Below are 25,194 nucleotides of genomic sequence, written 5' to 3' on the forward strand. Positions count from 1 at the left end.
GGAGGTTTGGTCGACCATAAAGAATTCTTTACTCCTTTGAAATGATGAAAAAAATACTTGATGTATGCTGTGGTAGCAGAATGTTTTGGTTTGATAAGCAAAACGACCAAGTTTTGTTTATGGATAACAGAAAGCATTACGAAAAATTAGAGAGTGGACATATTGTTGATGTTAATCCTAACATTGTTGCAGATTTTAGAAAGATGCCTTTTGAGGATAATTCGTTTTATCATGTAGTATTTGACCCTCCGCATTTATTGAAAGCTGGTAATAACAGCTGGTTGGTCAAAAAATATGGGAAGTTGAATGAGCAAACTTGGAAAGAAGATATTCAAAAAGGTTTTTCTGAGTGTATGAGAGTCTTAAAGCCTAACGGGATATTAGTTTTCAAATGGAATGAGGACCAAATCAAGCTATCTGAAATATTAAGCATAATTGACTATGAGCCATTATACGGCAATAAAAGAGCGAAAACGCACTGGTTAGTGTTTATGAAAGAGAGTGAAGAAAATGAATCGAATGGTTGAAGTTGGACAGGTCTATAAATTAGTCGATGCAAATTCACCTGCATTTGGAAAAGTTAAAAAAATCATAGAACAACAAGTTTGGGAGGAAGATTGTATAAGTAGCAAGTTACCAGACTTGGCATGGGGAAATTGGTATCAATGGGTAGGAGAAAAAGTATATTGTTTACATGGAGCTGGTTTTGAAGTAACTCGTTTAATTAAAGCGACTAGCGAAGAAATAGCCATGTATGAACAGAAAGTAGCTGAGTATAAGGAAAGGAATGTAAAAAATGGGTTTCAAGTTTAGCGATTATTATCATGATGAAAATATTTGTCTGTCAGAAGAAACCATTAGAGAGTTACTTATTGCTTATTTAGAAAAAGGAGAGGAAGAAAATGATTTATATTAAAAATTTTGTACATGATTTTGATTCTTCAACAATTACCTTTGAAGTAGAACGTGAAGGGGTCACGAATCATGTAGAAATTAGAGATACTGGTTATGGAACGACTTCTACAGATATTAATGATTTTACTGAAGATTGGTCAGATTCTGAATACAATCAATTAGAAGAGTTTTTAAACGGTTGTCAAGAAATAGTGCATTCATTTTATCATTAACTTTTTAGGTTGGAGGAATAACAAATGGCTTATGAAAAATTACATTTAGTAACAGCGTTATTAAGTGGAGATATTTATCTTGGTAAAGCCAAAGACGGCTTGATGGATGTAAATTATCGTCGAGTAATTACAGATGAGGCTATTCAAGCAGTGGCAGATTGGTTTTTTTTAAATAAAAAAAAGGCAGTCTGGTTTGAAGGTGTTGATGGCAAAGAGCATAGCTTATTTTATACATCTGATAAAGAAAAAGCGAAAAAAATTCTAGCTATTTTAAAGGAGGAAGAAAAATGAAAAATTATGATCCAAATATTTTTTGGGGACTGCATACAATCAAGGTAAGTTTCCAACAATGGGACTATAAAGGACATGTAACTTTTGTAAAAAGTGGTAACTGCAAAGGTTTAGACGTATTAGATATAGACGCAGACGATTTATATGATATGAAATTTAAAGAAAATCCAGTCAATTTTAGATTACTTGGCACAGATGTTGAAGGTGGCGAGTGGTTCGCAATGACTTTGAAAAATGACAAAAAAGATGAAATATTAGTTGAAGATGAGTGGGAATGCTTGAAAGATTATATTGTAGGCGTGGAGATTGTTGATTTTGTAGAGGAGGAAGCAGAATGAAACAATTTAACATTGAATTAGTAAGACGTGACAAAGTCAAAGTGGAGCTTGATCCAGAATTTTTTAACGAAGAATGGTTTGCAGAATTTCGTCAGTTCTTTTATGACTATGAAACTTTAGAAGAAATAGCACAGTATATCACGTTTAACGTTGTGCATAATAACGAAACTTTCATCGATGGAATTGGAATACCTCTGAGAAATGGAAAACGGCCATATTGGCTAAAGAAAGATGAAGAAGTAAACGAGCATGTAAACGTTATTTATAACAGTTACGATACTGAAATCGAATACGATTAGGAGGAACAGCGATGAATAAACAAGAATTGATTGAAGAGTTAGGATGTTTAGAAGTTTCTACATGTAGCCTTGATTATTTGAAAGGTGCTGACTATGCCAACGAAAGAGCAATTAGCTTAGCAAAACAACTAGACGAACCGAAAAAAGCTGTATTACCTAAAACTGCTACTGATTTTATCGAAGAAAGTTTAGGAATGGGTTCTGATAAAGTTGATATTATTAGTTCCGCAGATTCTTTTTCACAAGAAATACCAGATGATGAATTTTCTTTATGGTTTAAGTCGAATAGAGATTTATTCGTTGATGCATTAGCTAACGGATACGAAGTCGAGAAGGAACCATTATATCACGTTTTATTATCAGACAAAGGGGCGACCAACATAGGATATACTTTTTTAAATTTAGCGGGAACAATTGATTTTACGATATGTAAGGAAAATGTGGATACGTTAACAGAAAATCAAATCAAAGCAATTGATGAGCGCTATTGGCCGTTTGCTGTGAAGGTGGAGGAAGAATAGATGGCAATAGAAGTTATAGCAAAGAGTGTTAATAATTTTTCAGAAGAATCATTAAGAATAGAGAAATTAGAAAATGGCGAATATAAAATTATTGCTAAGCGTGAAATCATAGGCTTACGTTCAAATGCTACCGACGAAATTGAATTAATATTTACTAAAAATAGTATGAGCGCCCTAATAGGTTCGCTATTAGTGATTACGGGGGAAATTGTAGATGAAATACAAAACTAGATATAGCAGTATTGTTCCGAAAGGACAAATCGGCGAGTGTATTGATAAAGTGGATGGAAAAGTATTCGCTTTATTGATTAAATTTGATAATGGTGAAGTGTTTTGGTTTATGAAGAGAGATTTGATTGAAGTAAAGGAGTATGCAGATGAAGAAGGGAGATAAAGGAAATGAATACACCACAAATTTTTAATTTTGGACAACAAGAAGTGCGAACAATGCTTATAAATGAAGTTCCATATTTCGTAGCAAATGATGTCGCTAAAACATTAGGTTATAAAAATCCAAGTGATGCTACTAACAAACATTGTAAAAAAGCTATAAAAACATGGGGTAGCGATTCGCTAGGTCGTCGTCAATCGTTTAAAGTTATTCCTGAATCTGATATTTACAGACTAGTAATAAAATCTAATCTTCCAAATGCCGAGCAATTTGAAGAGTGGGTTATGGAAGAGGTCTTACCGCAAATTAGGAAAACAGGTAGCTATACGAATGTTCCAAGTTCGTTTGCGGAAGCCCTGCGGTTAGCTGCTGACTTGGAAGAAGAAAAAATGATGCTTGAACAAAAAGTAGTTGAGTATGAACCCAAAATCACCTATCTTGAAACAATTTTAGCTTCAAAAGATACAGTCACGACTTCTCAAATTGCAGCAGATTATGGCATGTCGGCTATCCAATTAAATAAACTATTACATCAATTAGGCGTACAACGAAAAGTTAGCGGACAATGGTTGCTTTACAAAAAGCATATGAATTGTGGATATACTAAATCTCATACAAGCGAAATTAAGCAATCTGATAATACAGTTAAAGTAGTGATGAGTACGAAGTGGACGCAGAAAGGTAGATTGTTTATTTACAACTTGTTAAAAGATGAAGGTTATTTACCTCAAATGGACCTATGGGATAACGTTTCTTAAGTAGAGCACAAAAACAAAAAAGCCAACCGACCACTGGTTGACTAAGAAGAATATTTTACCAGAAAAGTGGTAGCTTGTGATATGTGAGGTTACTTTACCCCAAACATTGGTCACAATAAAAATATTTTACCATAAATAGAAAAACTCAACTAGTTTTTTCTAGTCGAGTTTTTCCAGATGACATCACTCAAGATGAATTGAGTTGTCTATATTATATCATGATGAAATAAGAAATTTCAATAAAAGTAAATAAAAAAAGCCGGATTGCTCCGACTGTGAGTAATATTTTCGACATAGTTATTATACCACAAAAGGAGCGATTTCACTTGATTCAATTGCTAAAAGAAGTAGATTTTCGACAAACAAAAGCGAATGCTAGAAATGTGTTGAAGAATTTTAGACGTTTAGAGCGAATAGCTGGTCGCTCTTTGATAGATTTAAAATCACCAATTATTACAGATATGCCTAAAAGCCAAAGTCATGGGAACAAAGCAGAAGATGCGCTAGTACAATTAGCAGATGCAGAAGCAGAAAGAGACGCAATTTTATCTGCGCTTATGGCATTAAGCCTAACTAGCAGACAAATTTTGCATTATAGTTTCTGTGTGCAGGACCATTACTCTAATTACAAGATAGCTAGGGAAGTTGGATATTCCGAAAGAAGTATTCAACGAATGAAATCAGAGGCTTTAATTGAATTTGCCGAAGCGTATCGAAATGGAAAAATAATTGCATATAAATAAAATTTTTGGCGGTTTTTTGGCGGAAAGTTGGCGGTTTTTATCAATATTTAGATGTTATTATGGTAGTGTCGAAAGATAAGGAGACGAGGGTAAGGCATGCATTACCTATCTTAGCTCCGTTTCGCTTATCTTTGGAGGCTACCTACAAAAAAATAAAGAATAAGGATGTGGAAAGTCCAGTTCTTTCTGTCTCGTTTAGTCTAGGTAGCAAATATTGCAATAAACTTGGCATAAAACTTACACGTAGACGTACGCTGAAAGCACTTGTCAAGATAGCGCTATGTAAGTTGCAATGATCACTCACAAATCAGACGTTCTCAAAAATAAAGAAATGGGGTGCAATTCCTCTCTCTTTTTTCTACAGGTTTGTGAGTGATTTATCGCTGTGGTGGAACAGGTAGACGCTCGTACGTGAGATTAGACGTTGGAACAACGTATAAGTTCGTATGTAGGGCTTTGGCCCATCGGGTAAATCTAATCATGCAAGGTGCAAATCCTTGCCAGCGATATTGAGATTACGGTAGGCAATCTCAATAATGGCATAGTATAAAAATCCTTTCGTTGGCGTGAAGCATCTGGGATGCAACGAGCATATAGCGAGATAAGAGGCAGGTTCGATTCCTGTCACGCCAATAGGTAGCTTTGCTACTTAAATAAAAGAATCGTCAATAGATGTTTCTGCTACATTCACGTGAGGCACTAGCTTAAAAGTGCCTCTTTTTGTTTGGAGGTATTGTTATGTTTAAGTTATTTGAAATCATTAAGCAAGAAGATGCAAAAAAACTAAATCGTTTGAAAAAAGAATTAAAGCAGGCTACTCAATATAAATGAGTGGTCTTTTTTCGTACATAAAAAAGCCACTAGACTATGGGATCTAGTGGCTAGGTAGCATTCGTGCAAAATTTTTGTTGGTTGCTATTTACAAAAAGGAGTTGCTACCTAAAAAAATTATATCAAATAAGAATAAAGAATAAAAGAGCGTTTATTCACATCAAAACTTATTTTTTGTACAAAAAAAGCCACTAGAAATGGGATCTAGTGGCTAGGTAGCGTTAGTGAAAATCTCGTGTCACTTGTAGTTTATGAACTTTAGCTATTATGAAAGAGTGCTACCTAAAACAAGTGTAACACAGCTGTCAAGTTTTGTCGGATATTTGGATTGTTTTCACATGAAGAACCACCAGATAAAATATCTAGTGGCCAGACAGCAGATTATGTTTTGAAATAACTGGAAGTGTTACATGAAGCAAAAAGGAGTTGCTGTCTTTCAGTGAGTATAACAGGAATTAAAGTGTTTGTCTTACAATAAACAAATATACATAAAAACAATTAGGAGAGAGAACATGAAAAGCTATTGGTATGTATCGTTAACACATAAATATCCACAGCCGAACCGTTCAACTGATTCAGTACGTGTTGTAATGTCTGTGCAGATAAAGAAAAATGCATCCATTGTCGAAATGACAAGAGAAGCCACGCCGAAAGAAATTGATGCGTGTAAGCTTGTTTATTGTGGGTATGGTAGTTGGAAAGATAAGCATATACAAGAGAATATAGAGAAGTATGTGAGGTAAATAATATAAGGGAAGGGGAGGGGAACAGATTGAAAAGCAAAACCTTACGTGATTATGTTGAAGATGGCAGATATACAATAGTTGCTTCTTCTTGTAGTACTGCAAAAGAAATACAACGGCTGTATCCTAAAGCAATTGTTACACATGGTAGAGCTGATGGGATAGGAGGGAAAAAAATATTAATAGATACATCTGTATCTAAACAACCAACTGTATTAGGTGCTTTGCCACAATTTAAAACAGAAGATATAGCAATTGAAACTTTTACGTATGATTTCATTCATAACATTATTGATACAGAAATAAGCGAATCAAAAGAGATAGACAATGAACACTTCTATAGAAATAAAAAGTGGATAAAGAAAAAGAATAGAATCCTGAGACAATATCAATATGAATGTCAAGAAAGTAAAAGATATGGTTTAAGTGTAAAAGCTGAAATGGTCCATCACATCTACCCAAGAAAAGAATATCCTGAACTAGCATATGTTGATTGGAATCTATTACCTTTAACGCATCAAAGGCATAATACTTTTCACGATAGAGAAAACAACAAAATTATCGGAGAAGGGTTGTATTGGCAAAGAAAACGAAGGAAAGAATTTGAAAAATGGAAAAGTGAACGCTTGAAGCCCCCCTCCTTTTGAAAAATGAAAAAGAGCTTAGGGAAAACGGTTATGGGAACTTTTTCCAATAGCGAGAGGATTTTGAAAAAATTTTTTCCTGAATAAAAAATGTTTAAATATCAACGCTTAGCGTTATTTTTAGTCGTCAAAACCGTGCAGAAAAAAGCCTTTTTTTTCGCAGTAATATATCTTAGTTTGAGGAGGTGACAACTTGGCTAAAAAAATTCCAAAACGAGAAAGCATTAAAAAACGTACAATCAAGTATATGAAAGAATTAGGAACGTATAAGCCACAATACAATCAAATTATTGAGGTTTATGCAGATATGGTTTATCAATATAACTATTTAAGCCGTGAATTTGAAGAACAAGGGTATGAAATTATTTTGGAAACAGAAAAAAGTGGTGGGAAGAAGTCACCTATTTTAGCAAGTTTAGAAAACCTCAGAAAAGATATAGGTACGTATTCAGATCGGTTGATGTTAAACGCTAGAACCTATCAAGCTGAAGTAGAAGTGCCGAAAAAAGAAAAATCAGCTTTTGCTAAACTTTTAGAGCAACAAATGATGTGATTTGATGGATTTATCGAAAATTACATCTAAGCATTTTGAAACAGCTTTAAATTATGCACGGGCAATTGTTGATTGTAAAATATTAGCAAATTTAGATAGAAGGCTAGCCTGCGAAAGGTTTTTGAAAGACTTAACACGAACAGATATTGATTTTAGGCAAGAACAATTTGATTTTGTCATTAATTTAATTGAAGGAACGATTCATCATGTCCAAGGAGAAGATAGAAATGGTATAAGTTATAAAGGACAACCATTATTGTTAACAGACTGGCAAAAATTTGTCTGTGTGAATCTATTTGGTTTTTTTGAAAAAGATTCAGATATTCGGCGGTTTAAAGAAGCGCTTATTTTTTTGCCTCGAAAACAAGGGAAAACAGCATTTAGTGCGGCGCTAACTGAAGCAAAGAGTATTTTAGATAGACGTTCTGGTTCAAAAGCTTATATTGTCGCAAATTCAGTTAAACAAACACTAGAGTGTTTTAATTTTTTAGTGGATAATGTGAACGAATTGAAAGAGGATGTCGAGAAATTACGAATACGTGATAACAATCAAGAACATTCGATTTCAATTAATTTTGGAGATGGGACAAGTGAAATCTATGCAATTGCTAACCAAGAAGATAAATTGGACTCTTTAAACTGTAATTGTTTGGTATTAGATGAATTGCATTCTTGGAAAAGAGCAGGAGCTAAAAAGTACACGTTGATGAAAAATGCGATGAAAGCTTATCGTAATAAATTATTGATAGGTATTTCAACGGCAGGTGATATTCCTGATGGATTTTTAGCCAATCGTTTAAAAACTTTACAGAAGGTATTGAATGGGTCAATTACTGATTCTGCGTATGACTCTTATTTCATTTTTATTTGCAAAGCAGATCAAGATGAAGAAGGGAATATTTTAAATAGTAAAGGAGAAATTACCACAATTGATGATCCTGAAGTTTTAGAAATGTGTACACCGTCCATTAATGTCACAGTTACTTTAGAAGAGTTATTGGATGATGCTTCACAAGCAATGAATGAACCACAATTAAAAACAGAGTTTTTAAATAAAACGCTGAATGTCTTTACGAATGCAATGGATGCCTATTTCGATATTAATGAGTTTAGAAGTTCGGATATGCAATACGATTGGACATTAGATGATTTAGCAAGATTACCTATTGTTTGGTACGGCGGTGCGGACTTATCAAAACTACATGATTTAACGGCAGGTGCTTTATACAGCTCATATAAAGGAATAGATATTTGTATTACGCATGCCTTTTTCCCGAAATTAGCAGCAGTAAAGAAAGCAGAAGAAGATGGTATTCCTTTATTTGGTTGGAAAGAAGATGGTTGGTTAACGATGAGTAACACGCCTACCGTTTTACATGATGATATTGTTAATTGGTTTATTTCTATGAAACAAAAAGGCTTCAAAATTAAACTTGTTGGTTTTGATAAAAAGTTTGGTCGAGAGTTCTTTTTTAAAATGAAAAAAGCAGGATTTAAAATTAAAGATCAACCACAATACTTTTATAAGAAATCAGAAGGCTTCCGTCATATCGAGGTGAAAGTCAAAAATAAACAGTTCTATTACTTACATTCCGATGCCTACGAATATTGTGTTCAGAATGTGCGAGCGATTGAAAAAACTGATGATATGATTCAGTACGATAAACTAGATGGTGATGGTGGGGTACAACGTATCGATTTATTCGATGCGAGTGTATTTAGCTGTTGCCAGATGTTGGAAGATATGGCTTATGGAAATGTCGGAACAGAGTGGTTAAATCGTAAATATTAAATAGTAAAGGATGATTATTGTGGCAAAAAAGAGAAAAAAAGCAAATAAAATACGTTCAGAACCAAAAATTCCCCAACCATCAGGCTCAAGTGATCCTACGGTTGGTTTTTTTATGTCTGATATTTCTCGAGAAATATTAGTACCAGGCTATACAAGACTTTCAGATAATCCAGAAGTAAAAACTGCTTGTCAAAAAATAGCCGATTTGGTATCGGGAATGACCATTCATTTAATGGAAAATTCAAAAAATGGCGATGTTCGTGTGAAAAATGAACTATCTAGAAAAATTGATATTGAACCTTATTCATATATGACTAGAAAAAATTGGGTCTATAACATTGTTTATTCTATGTTATTGCCTGGCGATGGAAATGCTATTGTCTTTCCCGAAATGAAAGATGGTTTTATTCATGAATTAAGACCCTTGAAACCATCTAAAGTTAGCTTTATTGAACTTGAAGATGGCTATTCTGTGAAATATGGTTCAACGACTTATTCACCAGATGAAGTCTTACATTTTGCAATTAATCCTGATCCAGAACAACCATGGAAAGGAACGGGTTATCGAATCCCTTTAAGGGATATTACCTATAATTTACGACAAGCAAATGCAACAAAAAAATCATTTATGAGTGGGCAATATATGCCGAATGTTATTGTGAAAGTAGATGCAATGAATGAAAATCTTGCAAGTGAAGCAGGAAGAAATCAAATTAAAGAAAAATATTTAGGAGAATCTAGACCAGGTGAACCTTGGGTTATTCCAGCAGAACTATTAGATGTCCAACAAGTAAAGCCATTATCTTTAAAAGATATTGCGATTAATGAATCAGTGGAAATAGACAAAAAAACAGTAGCAGCTTTATTAGATGTTCCAGCATTTATTTTGGGCGTTGGTTCATTTGATAAAGATGAGTATAACAATTTTGTTCGTACAAGAATTAAAGCTATTGCAGATATTTTTCAACAGACGTTAACGAAGGGCTTGCTTGAAAATCCGAATTGGTATTTTAAATGCAATTCTAAGAGTTTATTGGCTTATGACACGAAAGAATTAGCGGAAATTGGGATGAATTTGTATATTCGAGGAATCTATACAGGGAATGATGTCTTGAATATGATAGGAGATTCACCTAAGCCTGGTTTAGATGAGCTAATTATTTTAGAAAACTTTATTCCTCAAGGAATGATTGGAGAACAAAGTAAACTTAAGGGAGGTGACTCTGATTGACTGTAAAAGAAAATCAAACACGTTCTATGGCAACGACTTTTTCTACCAGAGAAGAAACTTCAGGGGAAAAAATCATTGAAGGTTATTTCGCTGTTTTTAATCAAGAAACGGAACTTTGGCCAGGTGCTTTTGAAGAAATTTCACCAGAAGCATTTAACGGCTCTTTGAGCAATGATATACGAGCGTTGACCAATCATGAAACCACTTTGGTTTTAGGTAGAAATAAATCAGGAACATTAAAGTTAAGCGTTGATTCTAGAGGTTTGTGGGGACAAATTACTATTAATGAAAATGATTCAGATGCCCTAAATCTCTATGAACGTGTGAAACGAGGAGATGTTGATCAATGCTCGTTTGGCTTTAATATTCTGAATGAAGAAACAGATTGGAGAGAAGATGGCACGGTTAAATGGCTATTGAAAGAAATCGATCTCCATGAGGTTTCAGTCGTAACGTTTCCTGCATATGAAGATACAGGTGTACAAGCTAGACATACACAATTAGAACAATACCGTGAAAAACAAACAAAGCAATGGCGTAAAAAATTATTGAGCCAATTAAAAAATAGGGGGAATTAATCATGGCATTAAAACAAATTATGCTACAAAGAAAAATTACTAGTAAAACAGAATTACTTCGATCATTAGAAGAAAAAGATGCTGAATTTAAAACACGAGAAAAGAATTTAGAGGCTGCAATTGAAGAAGCAGAAACGGAAGAAGAACAACAAGCGGTTGAAGATGAAGTGAATAAATTCAACGAAGAAAAAGAGCCTCATGATCAACAAAAAAAAGAATTAGAGGAAGAAATTCGTTCCTTACAAGAAGAATTAGACGGATTAAATGAAAAGAAACCAACAGGTAAAGGAGAAGAAAGAAAAATGGGAGATAAAAAAGAAACTCGAAACAAAAATCTTATGGATTATCATGAACGTTCAGATGTAAAAGAATTTTATGATGAATTACGTGAAAGATTACAAATGCGTGCAAACGGTCAAGTATTGCCTGATGGACCAAGCGGCGCAGAATTGATTATTCCAGATATTATTGTTAATCGTATTCGTGAGCGCATTGGTGATTTTACCACTCTTTATCCATTAGTAGATAAAGTGATTGCCAAAGGACGTGTGAAATTAATTTTAGATGTAGATACTAGCGAAGCTACTTGGTTAGAAATGCGAGGCGCATTACCAGAAGAGGATGATTCTAAATTAACAGCAGTTGAATTTGATGGATTCAAAATTGGTCGAATTGTCTATATTGATAATTCTCTGTTAGAGGATTCTGTTATTAATTTAGATGGTTATTTAACGAAACGAATTGCACGCTCTATCGCAAAAGGATTAGATAAAGCAATTGTTACAGGAACAGGGAAAGATGATAAACAACCAGATGGTATTCTTCCTAAAATTCCTGGTAAAAATAAAGTAACGAAAAAACCAACGTATGAAGAATTGATTCCAGTATTGGGCTTAATTGATACAGGGGAAGATGCCACAGGAGAAATCGTTGCAGTAATGCATCGACAAACTTATTATAATCGAATTGCAACGTTAACATTACATGTAAATTCTAATGGGGTAGATGTTGTTCAATTACCAAACTTGGCTGAACCTAATTTCTTAGGATTAAAAGTAGTTTTCAATAATTACTTACCACAAGATAAAATTTTGTTTGGTGTATTTGATAAATATACTTTAGTAGAACGTGAATCTGTTCGAGTTGATATGTCAGGTCACTATAAATTCAGAGAGGATCAAACGGCTGTTCGAGGATTAGGACGTTATGACGGTAAACCAGTTCTTCCAGAAGCGTTTGTAGAAGTAACATTAGATCCAGCGGGGGAGTAACAATGCCAGAGTCAAGACTGGCAGAAACTTCATTAAGTAAACTGACTATTCCTGAATTAAAAACTATTCTTGACGAAAAAGGCATCGAGTATAAAAACAATGTTAGCAAAAAAGAGTTACTAAAATTATTAGAGGGAACAGAATAGTTCCCTCTTTTTATTAGGTGATAAATATGAGTGATCAAACACTAGAGTTATTAAAAGTAAATTTAGGAATTATGTCAAAAAATCGTGATACTTATTTATCAACGATTATTGAAAGTGTCGTCAGCGAATTGCAAACAGAACAAGGAGTATCCATTGATTTAGATAATGAACTTCATGTGATGTTTATTGTGGATTATTCTGCTTGGCGTTATCGCTCCAGAGGAGAAGGTATTCTTCCTAGAAATTTACAATTTCGTTTGCATAATCTAGTACTTTCTGAAAAGGAGAATAAAAATGGATAGAACATGGGATTTAGATATTGTTCTTCTAGAAAATGATGGCTTTACAAGTGATGATATAGGCAATCAGATACCAAAGTATAAGCGTACTCCTGTCATGGCTTGTAAAGAAAACGTCAGTAGAGGAGAATTTTATCAAGCTGGCCAAAATGGAATAGAAAATATTCATTTATTTATTATTCATCCTTATGAATATTCTGGAGAAAACTATCTTGAATTTGAAGAGAAAAAATACAAAATTATTCGCACGTACCAAAAGAGTTACGAAGAACTTGAAGTGGTTTGTCGTTTGAGCTTAGGTGATGCTAATGGCTAAGGCAATCCATATTAGTGAACTTTCTAAAGAAATCAGTAAGATGGTTCGAGAATACACGGAAGAAGTTGAAACCAACGTAGGAGAAGCTACTGAAATAGTAGCGAAAGAAACGCTTCAAGAATTGAAGCAAAATAGTCCAAAACGTTCAGGAAAATATGCACGGAATTGGCGAAAGAAAAAACAAGGGCCAACAAAACAAGTAATTTATCAAAATGATCCAACCTATCGTTTGACTCATTTATTAGAAAATGGGCATGCATTAAAGAGGGGTGGTCGAAAAGTCGGCCAGGTAGTCGCTAAACCGCATATAGAAGCTGCGGAAGAAAAGGCTATCGCTTCTTTAGAAAAAGAATTGGTTAGGAGATTGACGTAACAATGACTTTAAAAGAATTGAAACAGTTATTAGACAAAATGGAATTACCAATTTCATATCGTGAATGGCAACCTGGGCAAGTTCCAGAGTTGCCCTATTTACTTTATTACGAAAATACAAGTACTAATTTTTTTGCAGACAATGCAGTCTATTGTAAAAAAACAGAGATTGTCATTGAACTATATACGAACACGAAAAATATTCGTGAAGAAAATAAATTAGAGGAATTGCTGAACACAGCAAAAATTCCATTTGATACTTACGAAACGTATCTAGCATCTGAACAGATGTATTTAAAAGCATATGAAATTACAATTTAATAAGAGGTGAAGAAAAATGGCACAAAAAGAAAGAGTAGGAAGTCCTGAAAAAAATCGTGTAGAGTTTGGCTTAGAAAACGTATATTATGCAAAAGCAATGTTAAATCCAGAAACAGGGGAAATTACTTATGGTACACCTGTTCGTTTTCCTGGGGCGGTTGAATTGTCTATTGAGCCTTCAGGAGATTTAATCAAATTTAAAGCAGATAATGTAGATTACTATACTTCTCCAAACAATCAAGGATATGACGGAACATATACATGCGCTAGAATCCCTGAAGATTTTGCAGTGGAAATTTTAGGAGAAAAAGTAGATGATGCGGATAAAGTTCAAACAGAGTATGCAAATGCTGAAACCTCTCCTTTTGCGTTAATGTTCCAATTTGAAGGAGATAAAACAGCAACTCGCCATGTGTTATATTATTGCACTGCAAATAGACCAACTATTGGCTCTACAACAAAAGATTCTGGCGATCCAAACACTTCTGAGCTAACGTTTAGTGCTGGCCCACGTCCTTCAGATAAAGCAGTAAAAACCAAAACACGTCCCGATACTCCATCAGGTGTTTACGATAAATGGTTTACAAAAGTTTATGAAAAAGGAGCAGCTGCTTAATCATGGAAAAAACTATTGAAATTGGCACGACTAAAATCAGGTTGGCTTCTAATGCAGCTACTCCTTTACGGTATAAAATGCAGTTTGGGAGCGATTTTTTTGCTGATTTATTAACTTTGGCAAAAGCATTAGACAATCAAAATGAGGATGGGGAGTTTGAGTTAACGAATATCTCATATGATGATTTAAAACGAGTTGAATTAACTTTGTTGTATAATTTTGTATGGACATTCGCCAAAGCAGCAGATTCAAGTATTCCAGATCCAATTACTTGGTTAGAAAGTTTAGATTCTTTACCTTTGTCAGATTTTGCCAATGAACTTCAAGAATTAATTTCACATAGTATTCAATCAAAAAAAAAGTAAATGATGAAATGGCTTCTAGTGATGAAGTACTCACCACGGAGTCATTTCTTTTTATTTGTAAACAAGTAGGATTATCTAACGAGGAAATGCAATTAATGGAAATAGGAGCATGTTTAGATTTTGTTCAAGAATGGATAGATAATCATCAGGAAAAATCAGAACCAAAAATTAAAACAAGAAAAGCAACTCAGGCAGATTTTGATGCATTTTAGAAAGGAGGAGAATTTATGGCGAAGAAAAAAATCTCGGGTATTACAATTGCGCTTGATGCGGATACAAAAGGCGTTACAAGTGGTTTGAAAAGTATTGTTGATCAATCGGTAAATGTATCAAAGGAATTAAAAGATGTCGAGCGACTTTTAAAGTTAAATCCAAATAATGTAGAACTATTATCGCAAAAACAAGAATTGCTTTCTCGACAAATAGAATTAACCACGAATAAGCTAGATGCTTTGAAAGGTGCTCAAGCAGATGTTGAACGGCAATTTAAATCTGGAGAAATTGGTGAAGAGCAGTATCGGAAGTTTAAACGAGAAATCGAGGAAACTGAAGGTGCTTTAAACGGGTATAAAGGCCAATTATCAAGTATGAAAGTGGAACAAGAAAAACTAGCTCAAAATACGCAACGCTTATCTACATTTTTTGAAGCTACAGGAACGGATATAAATGATTTTTCGGATGTTTTAGGTACTCGCTTAGTAGCCGCAATTAAAGAAGGAAAAGCCAATTCTTCTCAACTAGAAAATGCATTAAATAAAATCGGCAGGGCTGCATTAGGTCAAACTGTAGATATTAATAAAATGAAACAAACGTTAGATTCCATTGATGATGGGAACTCTGTACAAAAAATTTCTTCTGATTTGAACGGTTTAAAAAGTGATGCAAATAAAGCAGATGATGCTTTAGATAAAATTGGTGATACTTTAGAAGAAATCGATGACAAAATAGGTAAAGGAAATTTGTTAGATGCAGGAGAAGCTTTAAGCGGTATGTCTGATAAAGCCAAAGATATGGCTGGAAAAACAATTGAAGCTTTTACAGAAGTAGAAGATGCTCAAAAGAAATTAAACGCTTCTATGGGGGTAGCAGGCACGGCATCTGCTAAAAAATACGAACAAGCATTAACAGATGTTTTTCGTAGTGGTTTATTTGAGGATATGTCAGAAGCAGCAGATGCTGTTGCTTTAGTGTCTAAAAATCTTGGGGATATGAGCAATCAAGATTTAAGTCAGTTAGTTCAAGATGCCAAAGTGTTAGAAAATACTTTTGAAGTAGATTTAAAAGAAACAATTCGTGGTGTTGCAGCAATGCAAGAAAACTATGGAATTACTGGAAAGCATGCCTTAGACATGATTACAGTAGCACTTCAAAGAAATGGAAGTACATGGGCAGATGAAGTTGGCGATAATATGGCAGAGTATTCTCAATTATGGGCTCAAATGGGCTTCACTGCTTCTGAAACTTTCCAAATTTTAGAAAATGGTACTCGAAATGGAGCATACAACTTAGATAAAGTAAATGATGTTGTTAAGGAAATAGGAATTTCTTTAACAGATGGGAGAATTGAAGAAAATATTGATTCATTCTCTCAAAAATCAAAAGAATTGTTTGAATCATTTAAAAATGGTGGAGCTTCTCAAGCAGAAGTTATCCAGTCACTTCTTACTGATTTAGGTGAGATGGAGAATAAAACTGAGGCATTATCTTTAGCTTCCACTGTCTGGAGTGCTCTAGGAGAAGATAATAGTCTAAAAGTATTAACTTCTCTAATGAGTGTTAAAGGTGGTTATGAGGATGTTCAAGGAGCAGCAGATAAATTAAATGAAGATACGACAACGACTAGTCAAAAAATGCAAGGTGCATGGAATGATTTAAAGCTAGCATTAGTACCAATAGGAGAAGAGTTAGCTCTTGCATTGCAACCATTATTATTAGGATTAACAGAAATTCTTAAAAGCTTTCAAAATTTACCAGGGCCAGTTAAAACTTTTATAGCGGCTTTTTTAGGTGTAGGAACAATAGTAGGAATTTTAGCTGGAGTTGCAGGTGCATTAACTGCTTTAGTAGGAATATTAGGCGGACCAGTCACTTTAGCACTTATTGCTGTAACAGGAATTATTGCAGGAGTAATTGCTGTGATAAAAAATTGGGGTTCAATAACAGAATGGTTCTCAAAACAATGGGATAGGCTACAGAAATGGTGGACTGAATTTTGGGCACGTTTTTCAGATCCTGCTGATTCGGCATTTAAAATCTTATCTTCTTCAGTTAAGACAGTTACTAGCTTTTTATTTGGTTCTTTCGAGGACAAAGTAAATGCTGTAAAAAATATTTTTAAATCTTTAAGATTAAAATTTCCAAAAATTGAACTACCACCAATGCCTCATTTTGATTTGAAATGGAGTTCGAAAAAGATATTTGGTAAAAATATTTCTTATCCATCAGGTATTGATGTGAAATGGTTTGCTGATGGAGGGATTTTAACTAAGCCAACAATCTTTGGCGCTTCTGGAAATAAGTTGTTAGGTGGCGGTGAAGCTGGAAAAGAAGCTGTCGCACCGTTAGATAAGTTAATGAGCTATATCCAAACAGCGGTAGATAAAAGTTTATCTAAACAACAAGCAAGTGATGAAATTCATTTACATTTAACAGCTTACGGGAATTTACCAAAAGAGACATTGGATCAAATTGCAGAATATTTGACCTATAAATTTGTTGATTTAAAAAATAAAGAAGTATTTGGTGGGTGATAATATGTTAGATGGTTGGTTTAAATTAGGAAATCATTGGAGCAAAGAGTTTAATGCATTTATTACTGAAAGACCAAAAAAGAAAAAAGCAAAAAGAGTGTTTACTCTTGAAGAAGTTTCAGGATTAAATAAACTAGCTGTCAATGATGGTGGTTACTATACCAATGTAGAACAAACCTTGGAGTGTTTTTATTTATCACCTACTATGGATCGTATTCAGCATTATGAAGATTTAATCACTGAAGCACTAGATACCAAAGGCGAGTATGTAGATTTTGTAGCTTATTGGGACCCTAGTTATATTTACCAAGCAATTGTAATAAATGAACCTAATTTTGAAGGGACTTCTCAGACATTAAGAGGAGTTCCTTTTTCGTTTGATCTGAGTATTGCTCCATTTAAGAAAAATGTTTTCGGTATGCATCCAATTTATCTTGATAAGCAAGGTTCTATTTTTAATCCAGAACGTTATATTTCTTATCCTAAGATTAAAATATATGGCTCTGGCAATATAACTATTTCAATTAACGGAAGAGAAACAAAATTTTCTAACGTTACATCAGATATTATTATTGATTCTGATCCTGATGTGATGGAAACATACCGAGAAGTAGATGGAATCTTAGTAAATGAACATAAAAAGTTATTGAACAATCAAATGTATCCTTATTTAGATGCAGGAGAAAACCATATTACTTGGAGTAGTAATGTAAAAAAGATTAGTTTAGAACCGAGGTGGCAAACAAAGATATGAAGCCTATTTTATATAGTCCAACAGATACCGATTTTGAAGCGGGAGGAATTGGCGTTCTTGCTGATTGTAAAAAGTGTTTGGTGACAGAAGAAGGAAATGGAGCTTATACTGCTGAATTAGCTTTTCCAATTAATGCTAAGTATTCAGAGCAATTAGAAAATCATAATTATCAAATAAAATGTAAGCCTAATGTAGAAGATAATTACCATATTTTTTATATCTATAATCATTACAAAGATATGGCTACAGGCGTTTTATATGTTTATGCAAAATCTCGAACAATGAAATTAGGAAATCGTGCGGTTAAAAAATTAACGTTTGAACGAGCCACATGTGAAGAAGCAATGGAACGTTTAGAAAAAGCAATGGACCAACAAAGTGATATTCGATTATTTAGTGATATTACTCGTGTTGGCTCTACAAAAATTGAAGTGACAAATCCTTTGCAGTGCATAAAAGGGATAGATGGTTCTTTCAACCAAATTTATGGCGGCGAAATGAAACATGAACCATTTAAACTTTCTTTATTGAATAGACGAGGAAAAGACCATGTTACAACGTTTAGATATAGAAAAAATCTGTCAGGATTAAAAGTAGATATTAATTTTGATGGTTTGTTAACAAGAGTTTTTCCATATGCAGATGTTCAGAATAACGAAGGGCAAACCGAAAGAATATACGGGAATAAAGTGGATTCTCCCTATATTAATCATTATGATGGAGAGATTTATTCAGAATATGTGCAATTTACAGAAGAACAAGGAGTTACGAATCAAACTAGTTTAAACAACGTTGCAAAAAAATATTTCTCTTCACTAAATCCTAATTGTGACAAACCTAAAGTATCCATTGAATTAAATATAAGAAAAATGGAAGATTCAGCTTTAGCAAAACGATTTAAATCGTTTCGAACAATTGGTTTATTTGATACGTTTGATGTTTTTCATGAAAGATATAATATAAAAATCACTGCACAAGTAACAAAAATTGTTTATGATTCTTTAGCTGAAAGAGTAGAATCCTTAGAAGCAGGAGATACAAAATACACGTTTTTTGAGAAACAAAAGCAAGAAATTGCTGAAACATTAAAAGGTTACACAGGTAAACAATATGCAAGTAATTTTATTGATGTTGTGACAAATATTATTTCAGGAAATGATGGTGGTCACGTGATTTGGTGGCCAAAAAACAGACCTACAGATTTATTTTTCTGTGATAATGCTAAATTAGAAAAAGCAAAATTAGTACTAAGAATTAATAAAAGTGGTATAGGTTTTTCTTCTAAAGGCTGGCAAGGTCCATTTTCTACAGCATGGACTTTAGATGGTAAGTTTAATGCGAACTTTATTAAAACAGGAATTATCGATGCAAATGTATTTCAGAACTCTTTTAACAAAACAGGCGATGTATTGAGATTAGTAAATGGTTTGTTAGAAATCAGAAATAACAGTAAAAAAATTATGCAGTTAACCAAAAAAGGAATGGAGTTTTGGAATGGGGCTAATCACGTTGGTTCAATGGGAACAAAGGGAAATCCTTTTCCTGATTTAAGAGATGAAAACGGAAATCCAGTTATAAAAGATGGTAATTCTCTTCTCATAATAGGTGATGATCCAAAGACAAATATTATCGGTTTTTCTAATCGAAAAGGTACTGGAATAGCGCTTGCGGGAGGACAGCAATATCATTTAGGAAATGATTTTTATTTTGTCGGTAAGGATAGTTCTTCTACGATATATGTGGATAAAATAATTTTAAAAGGTCAAGAACTTATTCCAGGAAGCGGTACTGGTGGCGGTGGCGGTACACCTCCAGAATTGTCTACTGAAAAAGAGAAAAACGCTTGGGCAGTTTGGCAGTTCTTAAAATCTAAAGGTTATAGCGAACAAGCAACTGCAGGTATTTTAGGAAATATGGAACAAGAATCAGGCATTATGCCAGACATTGACGAAGGTGGTGGCGGTCCTGGCTATGGCTTAGTTCAATGGACATCACCTGTAGCTGGTGAAAGTGGTCGTGCATATGTTCAACGTTTATTAGCACAAGCTGGTATTAGTGGTGACTATCGAAACATTAATACGCAACTTCAATTACTGGACTGGCATATGCACAACGGTCAGTATATTCCTACTTCTGCTTATCCATATTCCGTTGCACAATTTAAAGCATTAACAGATATAGGAACAGCTACGTTGGCGTTTGAAGCCAACTTTGAGCGACCAGCAGTTACTCATCCAGAGCGGATTGATATGGCGATTTACTGGTATAACAAATTGCATGGGTTGCAACCCAGTAATCCAACGTGGATGAACCCTGTACGATCTAGCTATACGATTACACAAGAATGGGATCAAATTGGCTGGGGAACGAACGTTATTCATGGTGGAATTGATATTGCTTCAGTTCCTGCTGGAAGTACGCCACCTGTTTATGTGGCACGTAGCGGCACAGTTGAAACCGTCACTTATGATGGAACTGGAGGAAATTATGTTGTCATTAAACACGATGATGGTTATTGGACCTATTACGGTCACTTAAATTCTGTTGATTTAGCTATAGGCGATAAAGTAACGACCAATTCACGTGTTGGAATAATGGGTTCCACTGGGCTTGCTAAAGGTATTCATCTTCATTTTGAAGTGTGGAAAGGCGCACAGTGGCAACGAATCAATCCACGTGATGTAATTAATTTTTAAAAAGGAGTGCACAAATGGTTAAATGGCAAGCAACGCTAAGTACAACCGAACCATACAACTATGTCGGTATTATTAATGTACGGCAAGGGAATAAGAACACAGAAGTCTTAGAAGTAAATATTGTAGAAAATGCTTTGCCGTTAGACTTAAGTCTCTGCAAAGTTTTTTTAGAGTCAGTTATTAATAATAAATTCCCGATTCAACGTTTAGCAAAAATTATAGATGCTAAAAAGGGGATTATTCAGTATACCTTTGATGAATATTCTATGCAGTCGTTACACAGACAAGAAGCTTATTTTAGTATTTACAAAGGCGATAATTTAATCGGCACAACGCAGAATTTTTCTTATTTCGTAATAAATGCTGCTTCTAAAACAGAAGGTGAAATGGGTTCTTATTGGCAGTCCATTGAAGATTTAATCGCAGACATGACCGCTTTTATCAACGAAAACAAAGACGATTTTACTGATTGGATGAATGCTAGAAAAGAAGAGTTTGAAGCATGGCGAGATGCGCAAAAAACAGATTTCACTTCATGGTTTGAATCAATCAAAGATATTTTAAAAACTGTTGATCCAGGCGGAACAATGTTAGCCGAACTAATGGATGCACGTATCGATATTCAAGGAGTGCGCCATAATTCAATTTCTGAACGTTTATTGGCAGATATGGAATATTTGTATCAGAAATTAGAAAAACGTTTGTATATGTTAGAATATGGCGAAATAAGTGACTTGATTATTTTACAAGATGATGCTTTCTCGCTGAATCATGAAACAGAAATTGTTGGAACAGTTGATTATTCTGTGACCGATGGGGCATTGGTTATCGCAACAGTTGATGATACAAAACAGAACACTTATGTGTTTGAAAAAGTGGGTGAAATAAGTGGTTAAAGCAAAACGCATGATGGAAACCGAAGAAAATGGTGTGGAACGTCAGTTTTATCCTATAACACATGTATCTGCTGTTCGAGGATTAGAAAAAATTATTGCGGGTCAATCAAAAGTATTATCTGTTAATGGATACACTGGGGCAGTAATTATCACTAAAGCAGATCTAGGCTTAGAAAATGCACTGACAGAACTTCCTTACGCAACAGAAGAAACAGACGGTATTATCACTTCTGAAATGTTTCAACGATTGTCAAATGGCGAGGGAGGCGTGTATATTCTTCCAATCGCTACTACAGACGAATTGGGCGGAATAAAGGTTGGCCAACTGTTAGAAATTGCAGAAGACGGCACGTTGTCTGCGGTAAAACAAACAGATCAAAATTTTACCACTGAACTAAAATCGAAACTGGAAGAGTTGAAAGGTTATACTGCTGGAGCGAATATTTCTATTTCAGAAGATGGTGTGATTTCAGCAACTGGTGGTGGCGGAGTGAATCAACAATATGTCGACCAAAAAGTCCAAGAAGCCATTGACAGAATACCTGATATTACGTTTGAGAAAGTAGGCGAAGTGCAATGACAGACATTGTTAAAGTAAAACAAGGAGGAACACAGGTATTTCCTCAAACACATTGGAATGCCGTGGAAGGGAAACCAGAAGTATTAAAAGGTGAAAAGGGAGACCCAGGGCCACAAGGTCCAAAAGGAGATAAAGGAGACGTTGGTCCGCAAGGTCCAGCAGGGCAAAATGCAACAACGACAGACGTTGCAACCTCAATAAAAAATGGCTTGATGTCTAAAGAAGATAAAACAAAGCTAGATGGATTGCCAGCAATTACGTTTGAAAAGGTAGGGGAAGTGTAATGACAACAACAGATATTGTTCAATTAAAAGAAAAAGGAAAACCAATTTATCTTAAAACACATACTGCCGCAATTGATGGGCTTGAATCGTATCTAAAGAAAATAGATGCGGACAAAGCATATCAAAAAATCACCAAAAAAGAACCGTTGTGGACAGGTGCATGGTATGGGGGAGCTGCAGGAAACGGTCAAGTGCCATCTAAGCCACTTTCACAGTGCGAGAATGGTTGGATTTTGCAGTGGCAAGAATACACAAAAGAAGGAATTTTGAACGGCGCATGTTATCACTTTTTCGTTATTCCTAAACAGCATGCACAGAACCCAGGTTCTGGAGGCGTTATTTTCCTATTACATGGATACTATACTAATTTAGTACGGAAATATTTATATATTAAGGATACTAAAATTACAGGTAATGATATGAATGCCTCTTCTAGTGATACGGCTGGTTCAGGCAGTAAAATGTTTGCGTTAAGTGCGATTTATGAATACTAGGAGGAAAGAGAACATGAAAATTTGGATTGATGATATTCAAGGTTATCTAGATGGATATTCCACAATGAAACAACCGAATAAGATTGAACTTGAAGTAGAAAAAGAACCAACAGATTTCTTTAATTATCGTTGGGACGGAACAAGCTTAATATATGATCCTGACAATGTGCCAGAACCAGAGCCAGCACCACCAACCGACATTGAGGTATTACAAGCCGAAAATGCGGAATTAAAACAATTGAATTCAAAACTCATGGTTAATGACGTGAATTTAAAAAAAGAGCTTTCAGAAGTAACGAAAAAAGCAGATAATTTTGCGCAAATTAGTGCAAAATCAATGCTTGCGATTAATCAATTAACCAATCAGGTAAAAGAAATTAACGAAAAATTAGAAGAAGGAGTGGAATAAAATGTTTACATTTGATGACATTAAAATGATGTATGACTGGGGCTGTTTTACAGATGAACAAGTTGCAGAATTTGTACCACTTTGTATAACAGAAGATGAATTTACAAAAATGACAGGAAAACCGTTTAGCAAAGGCTAAGCGGTTTTTATTATTGGAGGAATTATTTTGTCAAATGAAATTGTTGTCGCTGTTATAGGATTAGTAGGCAGCACAATTGGCGCGTTTATTGGAGTTGTAGCTAGCGCCAATTTGACAGCTTACAGAATTGAACAGCTAGAAAAGAAAGTAGAAAAACATAATGGGATAATTGAAAGAACCTTTAAATTAGAGGGTCGAATGCAAGAAGCGGAACATGACATAATAGAATTGAAAGGAGCAAAAAAATGAAAAAGAAAATTTTAATTGGAGCGTTAATCGCTCTATTTTTTATACCTACAATTAATGTAGATGCTTACCAGATTGAACAAGACCCAATCAATTTTGGCGGTTATTTCCCTGGATATGCAACTAACGAATTGATTGTATTGCATGAGTCAGGAAATGGAAATAATGTTGGTCCAAACAGTTTAGATAATGAAACGGCATATATGAAACGAAATTGGCAAAATGCTTATGTTTCATATTTTGTTGGTTCTGGTGGTCGAGTGAAACAGTTAGCGCCAGCTGGTCAAATCCAATGGGGCGCAGGACCAACAGCGAATGCAAAAGCCTATGCACAAATCGAATTAGCTCGAACGAATAACAAAGAAACGTTCAAGAAAGACTATGCAGCCTATGTTAATTTGATTCGCGATTTAGCAACTCAAATCGGCGCAACATTTGATTTAGATGATGGTACAGGATACGGAATTGTATCGCACGATTGGGTGTCTAAAACTTGGTGGGGTGATCATACCGACCCATATGGCTATTTAGCAAGTTGGGGAATTAGTAAAGCACAATTAGCACAAGACTTACAAACTGGGTTACCTGAAGATGGTCACGATGTTATTGTAAACCCCGGAAAACCAAATAAACCAAAGTATAAAGTAGGGCAGAATGTTCGCTTTACAACGATCTATAAAAATCCAGATGCGCTAATCGAACAACATATTAATGCAAACACTTTATGGACACAAGTTGGTACAATCACACAGAAATTAGACGGTCGTAAAAATCTATATCGGATTGAAAATAGCGGTAAATTATTAGGTTATGCGAACGATGGAGATATTGCGGAATTGTGGGAAAATAGCAAACCTAGACCAGCTAAAATATTCACTATTGACGTAAATGAAGGGATTGTGTTACGTACTGGCTCACCTAGTCTGTATGCGCCAGTATATGGTATCTGGCCAAAAGGTGCGCAATTTAGATATGATTCAGTCCATGTAGCTGACGGCTATGTTTGGTTAGGTGGAACAGATTCAAACGGAACAAGAATTTACATTCCTGTTGGTCCAAATGATGGTGATCCAAATAATACTTGGGGAACTGGTTATTAGAATATGCATAAATTGGAGTGATTGATATGTTAGCGGTCATACTTTCAATAATCGCATTGGCATTAAGTTGTTTTTCTTTTGGGTACAGAATTGGTAAAGAGAGTAAATAAAATTTCTAATCATAGAAGTATTGAAAAATCTCTCAAATTTTTTTATAATATCCTTACATTTGGTACATTATTAAATTTCTCGTTCACACTCTATCAATGATTGATAGGGTGCTTTTTATTGTTGAAATTTAGAATAAATAGGTTTAAAATATAGTTACCTTTTAATAAATTCATAGTATGACCTTCTTTT

Annotated in this window: 37 protein-coding genes; all 37 read left to right on the forward strand. The window is 34.5% G+C overall.

The genetic code is table 11. The features are described from left to right. Window positions 1–44 precede the first annotated feature (44 nt). The 37 genes from IGJ90_RS03750 to IGJ90_RS03930 all read left to right on the forward strand — a co-directional run bounded on the left by IGJ90_RS03750 (window position 45) and on the right by IGJ90_RS03930 (window position 24,894). The gene (locus tag IGJ90_RS03750) at window positions 45–527 is read left to right on the forward strand and encodes a class I SAM-dependent methyltransferase (protein ID WP_016632638.1); all 483 of its coding nucleotides are present in this window, start codon (window positions 45–47) and stop codon (window positions 525–527) included. Beyond that, window positions 511–813, forward strand: coding sequence for a hypothetical protein (locus IGJ90_RS03755; RefSeq protein ID WP_229207338.1), 303 nt, complete (start codon window positions 511–513; stop codon window positions 811–813). The genes IGJ90_RS03750 and IGJ90_RS03755 overlap by 17 nt, the downstream gene beginning before the upstream one ends. Before the next feature lie 89 nt (window positions 814–902). Further along, entirely contained in the window at window positions 903–1,127 is a 225-nt protein-coding gene (locus IGJ90_RS03760) for a hypothetical protein (RefSeq protein WP_174126741.1), read from the forward strand. Between the two features lie 24 nt (window positions 1,128–1,151). Further along, the gene (locus IGJ90_RS03765; RefSeq protein WP_016632642.1) at window positions 1,152–1,418 is read left to right on the forward strand and encodes a DUF7446 family protein; all 267 of its coding nucleotides are present in this window, start codon (window positions 1,152–1,154) and stop codon (window positions 1,416–1,418) included. Then, window positions 1,415–1,756, forward strand: coding sequence for a DUF5406 family protein (locus IGJ90_RS03770; RefSeq protein WP_192189387.1), 342 nt, complete (start codon window positions 1,415–1,417; stop codon window positions 1,754–1,756). The genes IGJ90_RS03765 and IGJ90_RS03770 overlap by 4 nt, the downstream gene beginning before the upstream one ends. After that, on the forward strand, window positions 1,753–2,055 hold the full coding sequence (locus tag IGJ90_RS03775) for a hypothetical protein (protein WP_002380483.1): 303 nt from the start codon (window positions 1,753–1,755) through the stop codon (window positions 2,053–2,055). Before IGJ90_RS03770 ends, IGJ90_RS03775 begins: the two co-directional genes overlap by 4 nt. 11 nt (window positions 2,056–2,066) lie before the next feature. After that, on the forward strand, window positions 2,067–2,576 hold the full coding sequence (locus tag IGJ90_RS03780) for a DUF1642 domain-containing protein (RefSeq protein ID WP_016632644.1): 510 nt from the start codon (window positions 2,067–2,069) through the stop codon (window positions 2,574–2,576). Then, a complete protein-coding gene (locus tag IGJ90_RS03785; RefSeq protein WP_174126841.1) occupies window positions 2,577–2,807 on the forward strand; it encodes a hypothetical protein in 231 nt (76 codons plus the stop codon). Beyond that, window positions 2,791–2,970, forward strand: a complete 180-nt coding sequence (locus IGJ90_RS03790) for a hypothetical protein (protein ID WP_174114229.1) — start codon at window positions 2,791–2,793, stop codon at window positions 2,968–2,970. Before IGJ90_RS03785 ends, IGJ90_RS03790 begins: the two co-directional genes overlap by 17 nt. A 5-nt stretch (window positions 2,971–2,975) precedes the next feature. Beyond that, window positions 2,976–3,725 (forward strand): phage antirepressor, encoded by a 750-nt coding sequence (locus IGJ90_RS03795; protein WP_174126838.1) that lies wholly within the window; start codon window positions 2,976–2,978, stop codon window positions 3,723–3,725. A 326-nt stretch (window positions 3,726–4,051) separates the two neighbouring features. After that, a complete protein-coding gene (locus tag IGJ90_RS03800) occupies window positions 4,052–4,468 on the forward strand; it encodes an ArpU family phage packaging/lysis transcriptional regulator (protein ID WP_010774470.1) in 417 nt (138 codons plus the stop codon). Window positions 4,469–5,811: 1,343 nt separating this feature from the next. Next, window positions 5,812–6,042 carry a hypothetical protein gene (locus IGJ90_RS03805; protein WP_016632548.1) on the forward strand — a complete coding sequence of 77 codons (231 nt, stop codon included), beginning with the start codon at window positions 5,812–5,814 and terminating at the stop codon, window positions 6,040–6,042. A 320-nt stretch (window positions 6,043–6,362) separates the two neighbouring features. Beyond that, the gene (locus IGJ90_RS03810; protein WP_010708334.1) at window positions 6,363–6,689 is read left to right on the forward strand and encodes a hypothetical protein; all 327 of its coding nucleotides are present in this window, start codon (window positions 6,363–6,365) and stop codon (window positions 6,687–6,689) included. A 190-nt stretch (window positions 6,690–6,879) separates the two neighbouring features. Beyond that, window positions 6,880–7,239 (forward strand): P27 family phage terminase small subunit, encoded by a 360-nt coding sequence (locus tag IGJ90_RS03815; protein WP_016632550.1) that lies wholly within the window; start codon window positions 6,880–6,882, stop codon window positions 7,237–7,239. Between the two features lie 4 nt (window positions 7,240–7,243). Continuing rightward, complete coding sequence (locus IGJ90_RS03820; RefSeq protein WP_016632551.1) at window positions 7,244–9,031, forward strand: terminase large subunit; 1,788 nt, start codon at window positions 7,244–7,246, stop codon at window positions 9,029–9,031. A gap of 10 nt (window positions 9,032–9,041) precedes the next feature. Further along, a complete protein-coding gene (locus IGJ90_RS03825) occupies window positions 9,042–10,262 on the forward strand; it encodes a phage portal protein (RefSeq protein ID WP_016632552.1) in 1,221 nt (406 codons plus the stop codon). Further along, window positions 10,259–10,840: an HK97 family phage prohead protease gene (locus tag IGJ90_RS03830; protein WP_010708338.1), complete on the forward strand. Its 582-nt coding sequence runs from the start codon at window positions 10,259–10,261 to the stop codon at window positions 10,838–10,840. The genes IGJ90_RS03825 and IGJ90_RS03830 overlap by 4 nt, the downstream gene beginning before the upstream one ends. 2 nt (window positions 10,841–10,842) lie before the next feature. Then, window positions 10,843–12,111, forward strand: a complete 1,269-nt coding sequence (locus IGJ90_RS03835; RefSeq protein WP_016632553.1) for a phage major capsid protein — start codon at window positions 10,843–10,845, stop codon at window positions 12,109–12,111. A 2-nt stretch (window positions 12,112–12,113) separates the two neighbouring features. Next, the gene (locus tag IGJ90_RS03840; RefSeq protein WP_010708340.1) at window positions 12,114–12,257 is read left to right on the forward strand and encodes a HeH/LEM domain-containing protein; all 144 of its coding nucleotides are present in this window, start codon (window positions 12,114–12,116) and stop codon (window positions 12,255–12,257) included. A gap of 26 nt (window positions 12,258–12,283) precedes the next feature. Beyond that, window positions 12,284–12,559 carry a phage head-tail connector protein gene (locus IGJ90_RS03845; protein ID WP_016632554.1) on the forward strand — a complete coding sequence of 92 codons (276 nt, stop codon included), beginning with the start codon at window positions 12,284–12,286 and terminating at the stop codon, window positions 12,557–12,559. Beyond that, entirely contained in the window at window positions 12,552–12,872 is a 321-nt protein-coding gene (locus IGJ90_RS03850) for a phage head closure protein (protein ID WP_010708342.1), read from the forward strand. The genes IGJ90_RS03845 and IGJ90_RS03850 overlap by 8 nt, the downstream gene beginning before the upstream one ends. Further along, window positions 12,865–13,245, forward strand: a complete 381-nt coding sequence (locus IGJ90_RS03855) for an HK97 gp10 family phage protein (RefSeq protein ID WP_010815464.1) — start codon at window positions 12,865–12,867, stop codon at window positions 13,243–13,245. Before IGJ90_RS03850 ends, IGJ90_RS03855 begins: the two co-directional genes overlap by 8 nt. 2 nt (window positions 13,246–13,247) lie before the next feature. After that, the gene (locus tag IGJ90_RS03860; RefSeq protein WP_010815465.1) at window positions 13,248–13,565 is read left to right on the forward strand and encodes a hypothetical protein; all 318 of its coding nucleotides are present in this window, start codon (window positions 13,248–13,250) and stop codon (window positions 13,563–13,565) included. 16 nt (window positions 13,566–13,581) lie between these two features. Then, on the forward strand, window positions 13,582–14,181 hold the full coding sequence (locus IGJ90_RS03865) for a major tail protein (RefSeq protein ID WP_016632556.1): 600 nt from the start codon (window positions 13,582–13,584) through the stop codon (window positions 14,179–14,181). A gap of 2 nt (window positions 14,182–14,183) precedes the next feature. After that, window positions 14,184–14,546, forward strand: a complete 363-nt coding sequence (locus tag IGJ90_RS03870; RefSeq protein ID WP_010708346.1) for a hypothetical protein — start codon at window positions 14,184–14,186, stop codon at window positions 14,544–14,546. Between the two features lie 8 nt (window positions 14,547–14,554). Continuing rightward, window positions 14,555–14,758 carry a hypothetical protein gene (locus tag IGJ90_RS03875; protein WP_010708347.1) on the forward strand — a complete coding sequence of 68 codons (204 nt, stop codon included), beginning with the start codon at window positions 14,555–14,557 and terminating at the stop codon, window positions 14,756–14,758. A 15-nt stretch (window positions 14,759–14,773) separates the two neighbouring features. Next, complete coding sequence (locus tag IGJ90_RS03880) at window positions 14,774–17,296, forward strand: phage tail tape measure protein (RefSeq protein ID WP_016632557.1); 2,523 nt, start codon at window positions 14,774–14,776, stop codon at window positions 17,294–17,296. A gap of 4 nt (window positions 17,297–17,300) precedes the next feature. Further along, complete coding sequence (locus tag IGJ90_RS03885; RefSeq protein WP_029681332.1) at window positions 17,301–18,050, forward strand: hypothetical protein; 750 nt, start codon at window positions 17,301–17,303, stop codon at window positions 18,048–18,050. Beyond that, window positions 18,047–20,746 carry a phage tail spike protein gene (locus IGJ90_RS03890; RefSeq protein ID WP_016632559.1) on the forward strand — a complete coding sequence of 900 codons (2,700 nt, stop codon included), beginning with the start codon at window positions 18,047–18,049 and terminating at the stop codon, window positions 20,744–20,746. Before IGJ90_RS03885 ends, IGJ90_RS03890 begins: the two co-directional genes overlap by 4 nt. Window positions 20,747–20,760: 14 nt before the next feature. Next, entirely contained in the window at window positions 20,761–21,642 is an 882-nt protein-coding gene (locus IGJ90_RS03895; protein WP_016632560.1) for a phage baseplate upper protein, read from the forward strand. Further along, window positions 21,635–22,222 carry a hypothetical protein gene (locus IGJ90_RS03900; protein WP_016632561.1) on the forward strand — a complete coding sequence of 196 codons (588 nt, stop codon included), beginning with the start codon at window positions 21,635–21,637 and terminating at the stop codon, window positions 22,220–22,222. The genes IGJ90_RS03895 and IGJ90_RS03900 overlap by 8 nt, the downstream gene beginning before the upstream one ends. Next, on the forward strand, window positions 22,219–22,506 hold the full coding sequence (locus tag IGJ90_RS03905; RefSeq protein ID WP_002357046.1) for a collagen-like protein: 288 nt from the start codon (window positions 22,219–22,221) through the stop codon (window positions 22,504–22,506). Before IGJ90_RS03900 ends, IGJ90_RS03905 begins: the two co-directional genes overlap by 4 nt. Beyond that, the gene (locus tag IGJ90_RS03910; RefSeq protein WP_016632562.1) at window positions 22,506–23,000 is read left to right on the forward strand and encodes a hypothetical protein; all 495 of its coding nucleotides are present in this window, start codon (window positions 22,506–22,508) and stop codon (window positions 22,998–23,000) included. Before IGJ90_RS03905 ends, IGJ90_RS03910 begins: the two co-directional genes overlap by 1 nt. Then, window positions 22,990–23,409: a hypothetical protein gene (locus tag IGJ90_RS03915; protein ID WP_016632563.1), complete on the forward strand. Its 420-nt coding sequence runs from the start codon at window positions 22,990–22,992 to the stop codon at window positions 23,407–23,409. The genes IGJ90_RS03910 and IGJ90_RS03915 overlap by 11 nt, the downstream gene beginning before the upstream one ends. Window position 23,410: 1 nt before the next feature. Continuing rightward, window positions 23,411–23,548 carry an XkdX family protein gene (locus tag IGJ90_RS03920; RefSeq protein WP_002363386.1) on the forward strand — a complete coding sequence of 46 codons (138 nt, stop codon included), beginning with the start codon at window positions 23,411–23,413 and terminating at the stop codon, window positions 23,546–23,548. A 27-nt stretch (window positions 23,549–23,575) separates the two neighbouring features. Continuing rightward, complete coding sequence (locus IGJ90_RS03925; RefSeq protein WP_016632564.1) at window positions 23,576–23,797, forward strand: hypothetical protein; 222 nt, start codon at window positions 23,576–23,578, stop codon at window positions 23,795–23,797. After that, window positions 23,794–24,894 carry an SH3 domain-containing protein gene (locus IGJ90_RS03930; protein WP_016632565.1) on the forward strand — a complete coding sequence of 367 codons (1,101 nt, stop codon included), beginning with the start codon at window positions 23,794–23,796 and terminating at the stop codon, window positions 24,892–24,894. The genes IGJ90_RS03925 and IGJ90_RS03930 overlap by 4 nt, the downstream gene beginning before the upstream one ends. Window positions 24,895–25,194: the final 300 nt, after the last annotated feature.

This window comes from Enterococcus sp. AZ129, from assembly GCF_051714505.1.
In the GTDB taxonomy this organism is placed as follows: Bacteria; Bacillota; Bacilli; order Lactobacillales; family Enterococcaceae; genus Enterococcus; species Enterococcus faecalis.

What these genes read in the sequence shown, in the direction of transcription:
- IGJ90_RS03750 (WP_016632638.1), top strand. Translation starts at nt 45, where the DNA reads ATGAAAAAAATACTTGATGTATGCTGTGGTAGCAGAATGTTTTGGTTT.
- IGJ90_RS03755 (WP_229207338.1), top strand. Translation starts at nt 511, where the DNA reads ATGAATCGAATGGTTGAAGTTGGACAGGTCTATAAATTAGTCGATGCA.
- IGJ90_RS03760 (WP_174126741.1), top strand. Translation starts at nt 903, where the DNA reads ATGATTTATATTAAAAATTTTGTACATGATTTTGATTCTTCAACAATT.
- IGJ90_RS03765 (WP_016632642.1), top strand. Translation starts at nt 1,152, where the DNA reads ATGGCTTATGAAAAATTACATTTAGTAACAGCGTTATTAAGTGGAGAT.
- IGJ90_RS03770 (WP_192189387.1), top strand. Translation starts at nt 1,415, where the DNA reads ATGAAAAATTATGATCCAAATATTTTTTGGGGACTGCATACAATCAAG.
- IGJ90_RS03775 (WP_002380483.1), top strand. Translation starts at nt 1,753, where the DNA reads ATGAAACAATTTAACATTGAATTAGTAAGACGTGACAAAGTCAAAGTG.
- IGJ90_RS03780 (WP_016632644.1), top strand. Translation starts at nt 2,067, where the DNA reads ATGAATAAACAAGAATTGATTGAAGAGTTAGGATGTTTAGAAGTTTCT.
- IGJ90_RS03785 (WP_174126841.1), top strand. Translation starts at nt 2,577, where the DNA reads ATGGCAATAGAAGTTATAGCAAAGAGTGTTAATAATTTTTCAGAAGAA.
- IGJ90_RS03790 (WP_174114229.1), top strand. Translation starts at nt 2,791, where the DNA reads ATGAAATACAAAACTAGATATAGCAGTATTGTTCCGAAAGGACAAATC.
- IGJ90_RS03795 (WP_174126838.1), top strand. Translation starts at nt 2,976, where the DNA reads ATGAATACACCACAAATTTTTAATTTTGGACAACAAGAAGTGCGAACA.
- IGJ90_RS03805 (WP_016632548.1), top strand. Translation starts at nt 5,812, where the DNA reads ATGAAAAGCTATTGGTATGTATCGTTAACACATAAATATCCACAGCCG.
- IGJ90_RS03820 (WP_016632551.1), top strand. Translation starts at nt 7,244, where the DNA reads ATGGATTTATCGAAAATTACATCTAAGCATTTTGAAACAGCTTTAAAT.
- IGJ90_RS03825 (WP_016632552.1), top strand. Translation starts at nt 9,042, where the DNA reads ATGATTATTGTGGCAAAAAAGAGAAAAAAAGCAAATAAAATACGTTCA.
- IGJ90_RS03835 (WP_016632553.1), top strand. Translation starts at nt 10,843, where the DNA reads ATGGCATTAAAACAAATTATGCTACAAAGAAAAATTACTAGTAAAACA.
- IGJ90_RS03840 (WP_010708340.1), top strand. Translation starts at nt 12,114, where the DNA reads ATGCCAGAGTCAAGACTGGCAGAAACTTCATTAAGTAAACTGACTATT.
- IGJ90_RS03845 (WP_016632554.1), top strand. Translation starts at nt 12,284, where the DNA reads ATGAGTGATCAAACACTAGAGTTATTAAAAGTAAATTTAGGAATTATG.
- IGJ90_RS03850 (WP_010708342.1), top strand. Translation starts at nt 12,552, where the DNA reads ATGGATAGAACATGGGATTTAGATATTGTTCTTCTAGAAAATGATGGC.
- IGJ90_RS03855 (WP_010815464.1), top strand. Translation starts at nt 12,865, where the DNA reads ATGGCTAAGGCAATCCATATTAGTGAACTTTCTAAAGAAATCAGTAAG.
- IGJ90_RS03860 (WP_010815465.1), top strand. Translation starts at nt 13,248, where the DNA reads ATGACTTTAAAAGAATTGAAACAGTTATTAGACAAAATGGAATTACCA.
- IGJ90_RS03865 (WP_016632556.1), top strand. Translation starts at nt 13,582, where the DNA reads ATGGCACAAAAAGAAAGAGTAGGAAGTCCTGAAAAAAATCGTGTAGAG.
- IGJ90_RS03870 (WP_010708346.1), top strand. Translation starts at nt 14,184, where the DNA reads ATGGAAAAAACTATTGAAATTGGCACGACTAAAATCAGGTTGGCTTCT.
- IGJ90_RS03875 (WP_010708347.1), top strand. Translation starts at nt 14,555, where the DNA reads ATGGCTTCTAGTGATGAAGTACTCACCACGGAGTCATTTCTTTTTATT.
- IGJ90_RS03880 (WP_016632557.1), top strand. Translation starts at nt 14,774, where the DNA reads ATGGCGAAGAAAAAAATCTCGGGTATTACAATTGCGCTTGATGCGGAT.
- IGJ90_RS03885 (WP_029681332.1), top strand. Translation starts at nt 17,301, where the DNA reads ATGTTAGATGGTTGGTTTAAATTAGGAAATCATTGGAGCAAAGAGTTT.
- IGJ90_RS03890 (WP_016632559.1), top strand. Translation starts at nt 18,047, where the DNA reads ATGAAGCCTATTTTATATAGTCCAACAGATACCGATTTTGAAGCGGGA.
- IGJ90_RS03895 (WP_016632560.1), top strand. Translation starts at nt 20,761, where the DNA reads ATGGTTAAATGGCAAGCAACGCTAAGTACAACCGAACCATACAACTAT.
- IGJ90_RS03905 (WP_002357046.1), top strand. Translation starts at nt 22,219, where the DNA reads ATGACAGACATTGTTAAAGTAAAACAAGGAGGAACACAGGTATTTCCT.
- IGJ90_RS03910 (WP_016632562.1), top strand. Translation starts at nt 22,506, where the DNA reads ATGACAACAACAGATATTGTTCAATTAAAAGAAAAAGGAAAACCAATT.
- IGJ90_RS03915 (WP_016632563.1), top strand. Translation starts at nt 22,990, where the DNA reads ATGAATACTAGGAGGAAAGAGAACATGAAAATTTGGATTGATGATATT.
- IGJ90_RS03920 (WP_002363386.1), top strand. Translation starts at nt 23,411, where the DNA reads ATGTTTACATTTGATGACATTAAAATGATGTATGACTGGGGCTGTTTT.
- IGJ90_RS03930 (WP_016632565.1), top strand. Translation starts at nt 23,794, where the DNA reads ATGAAAAAGAAAATTTTAATTGGAGCGTTAATCGCTCTATTTTTTATA.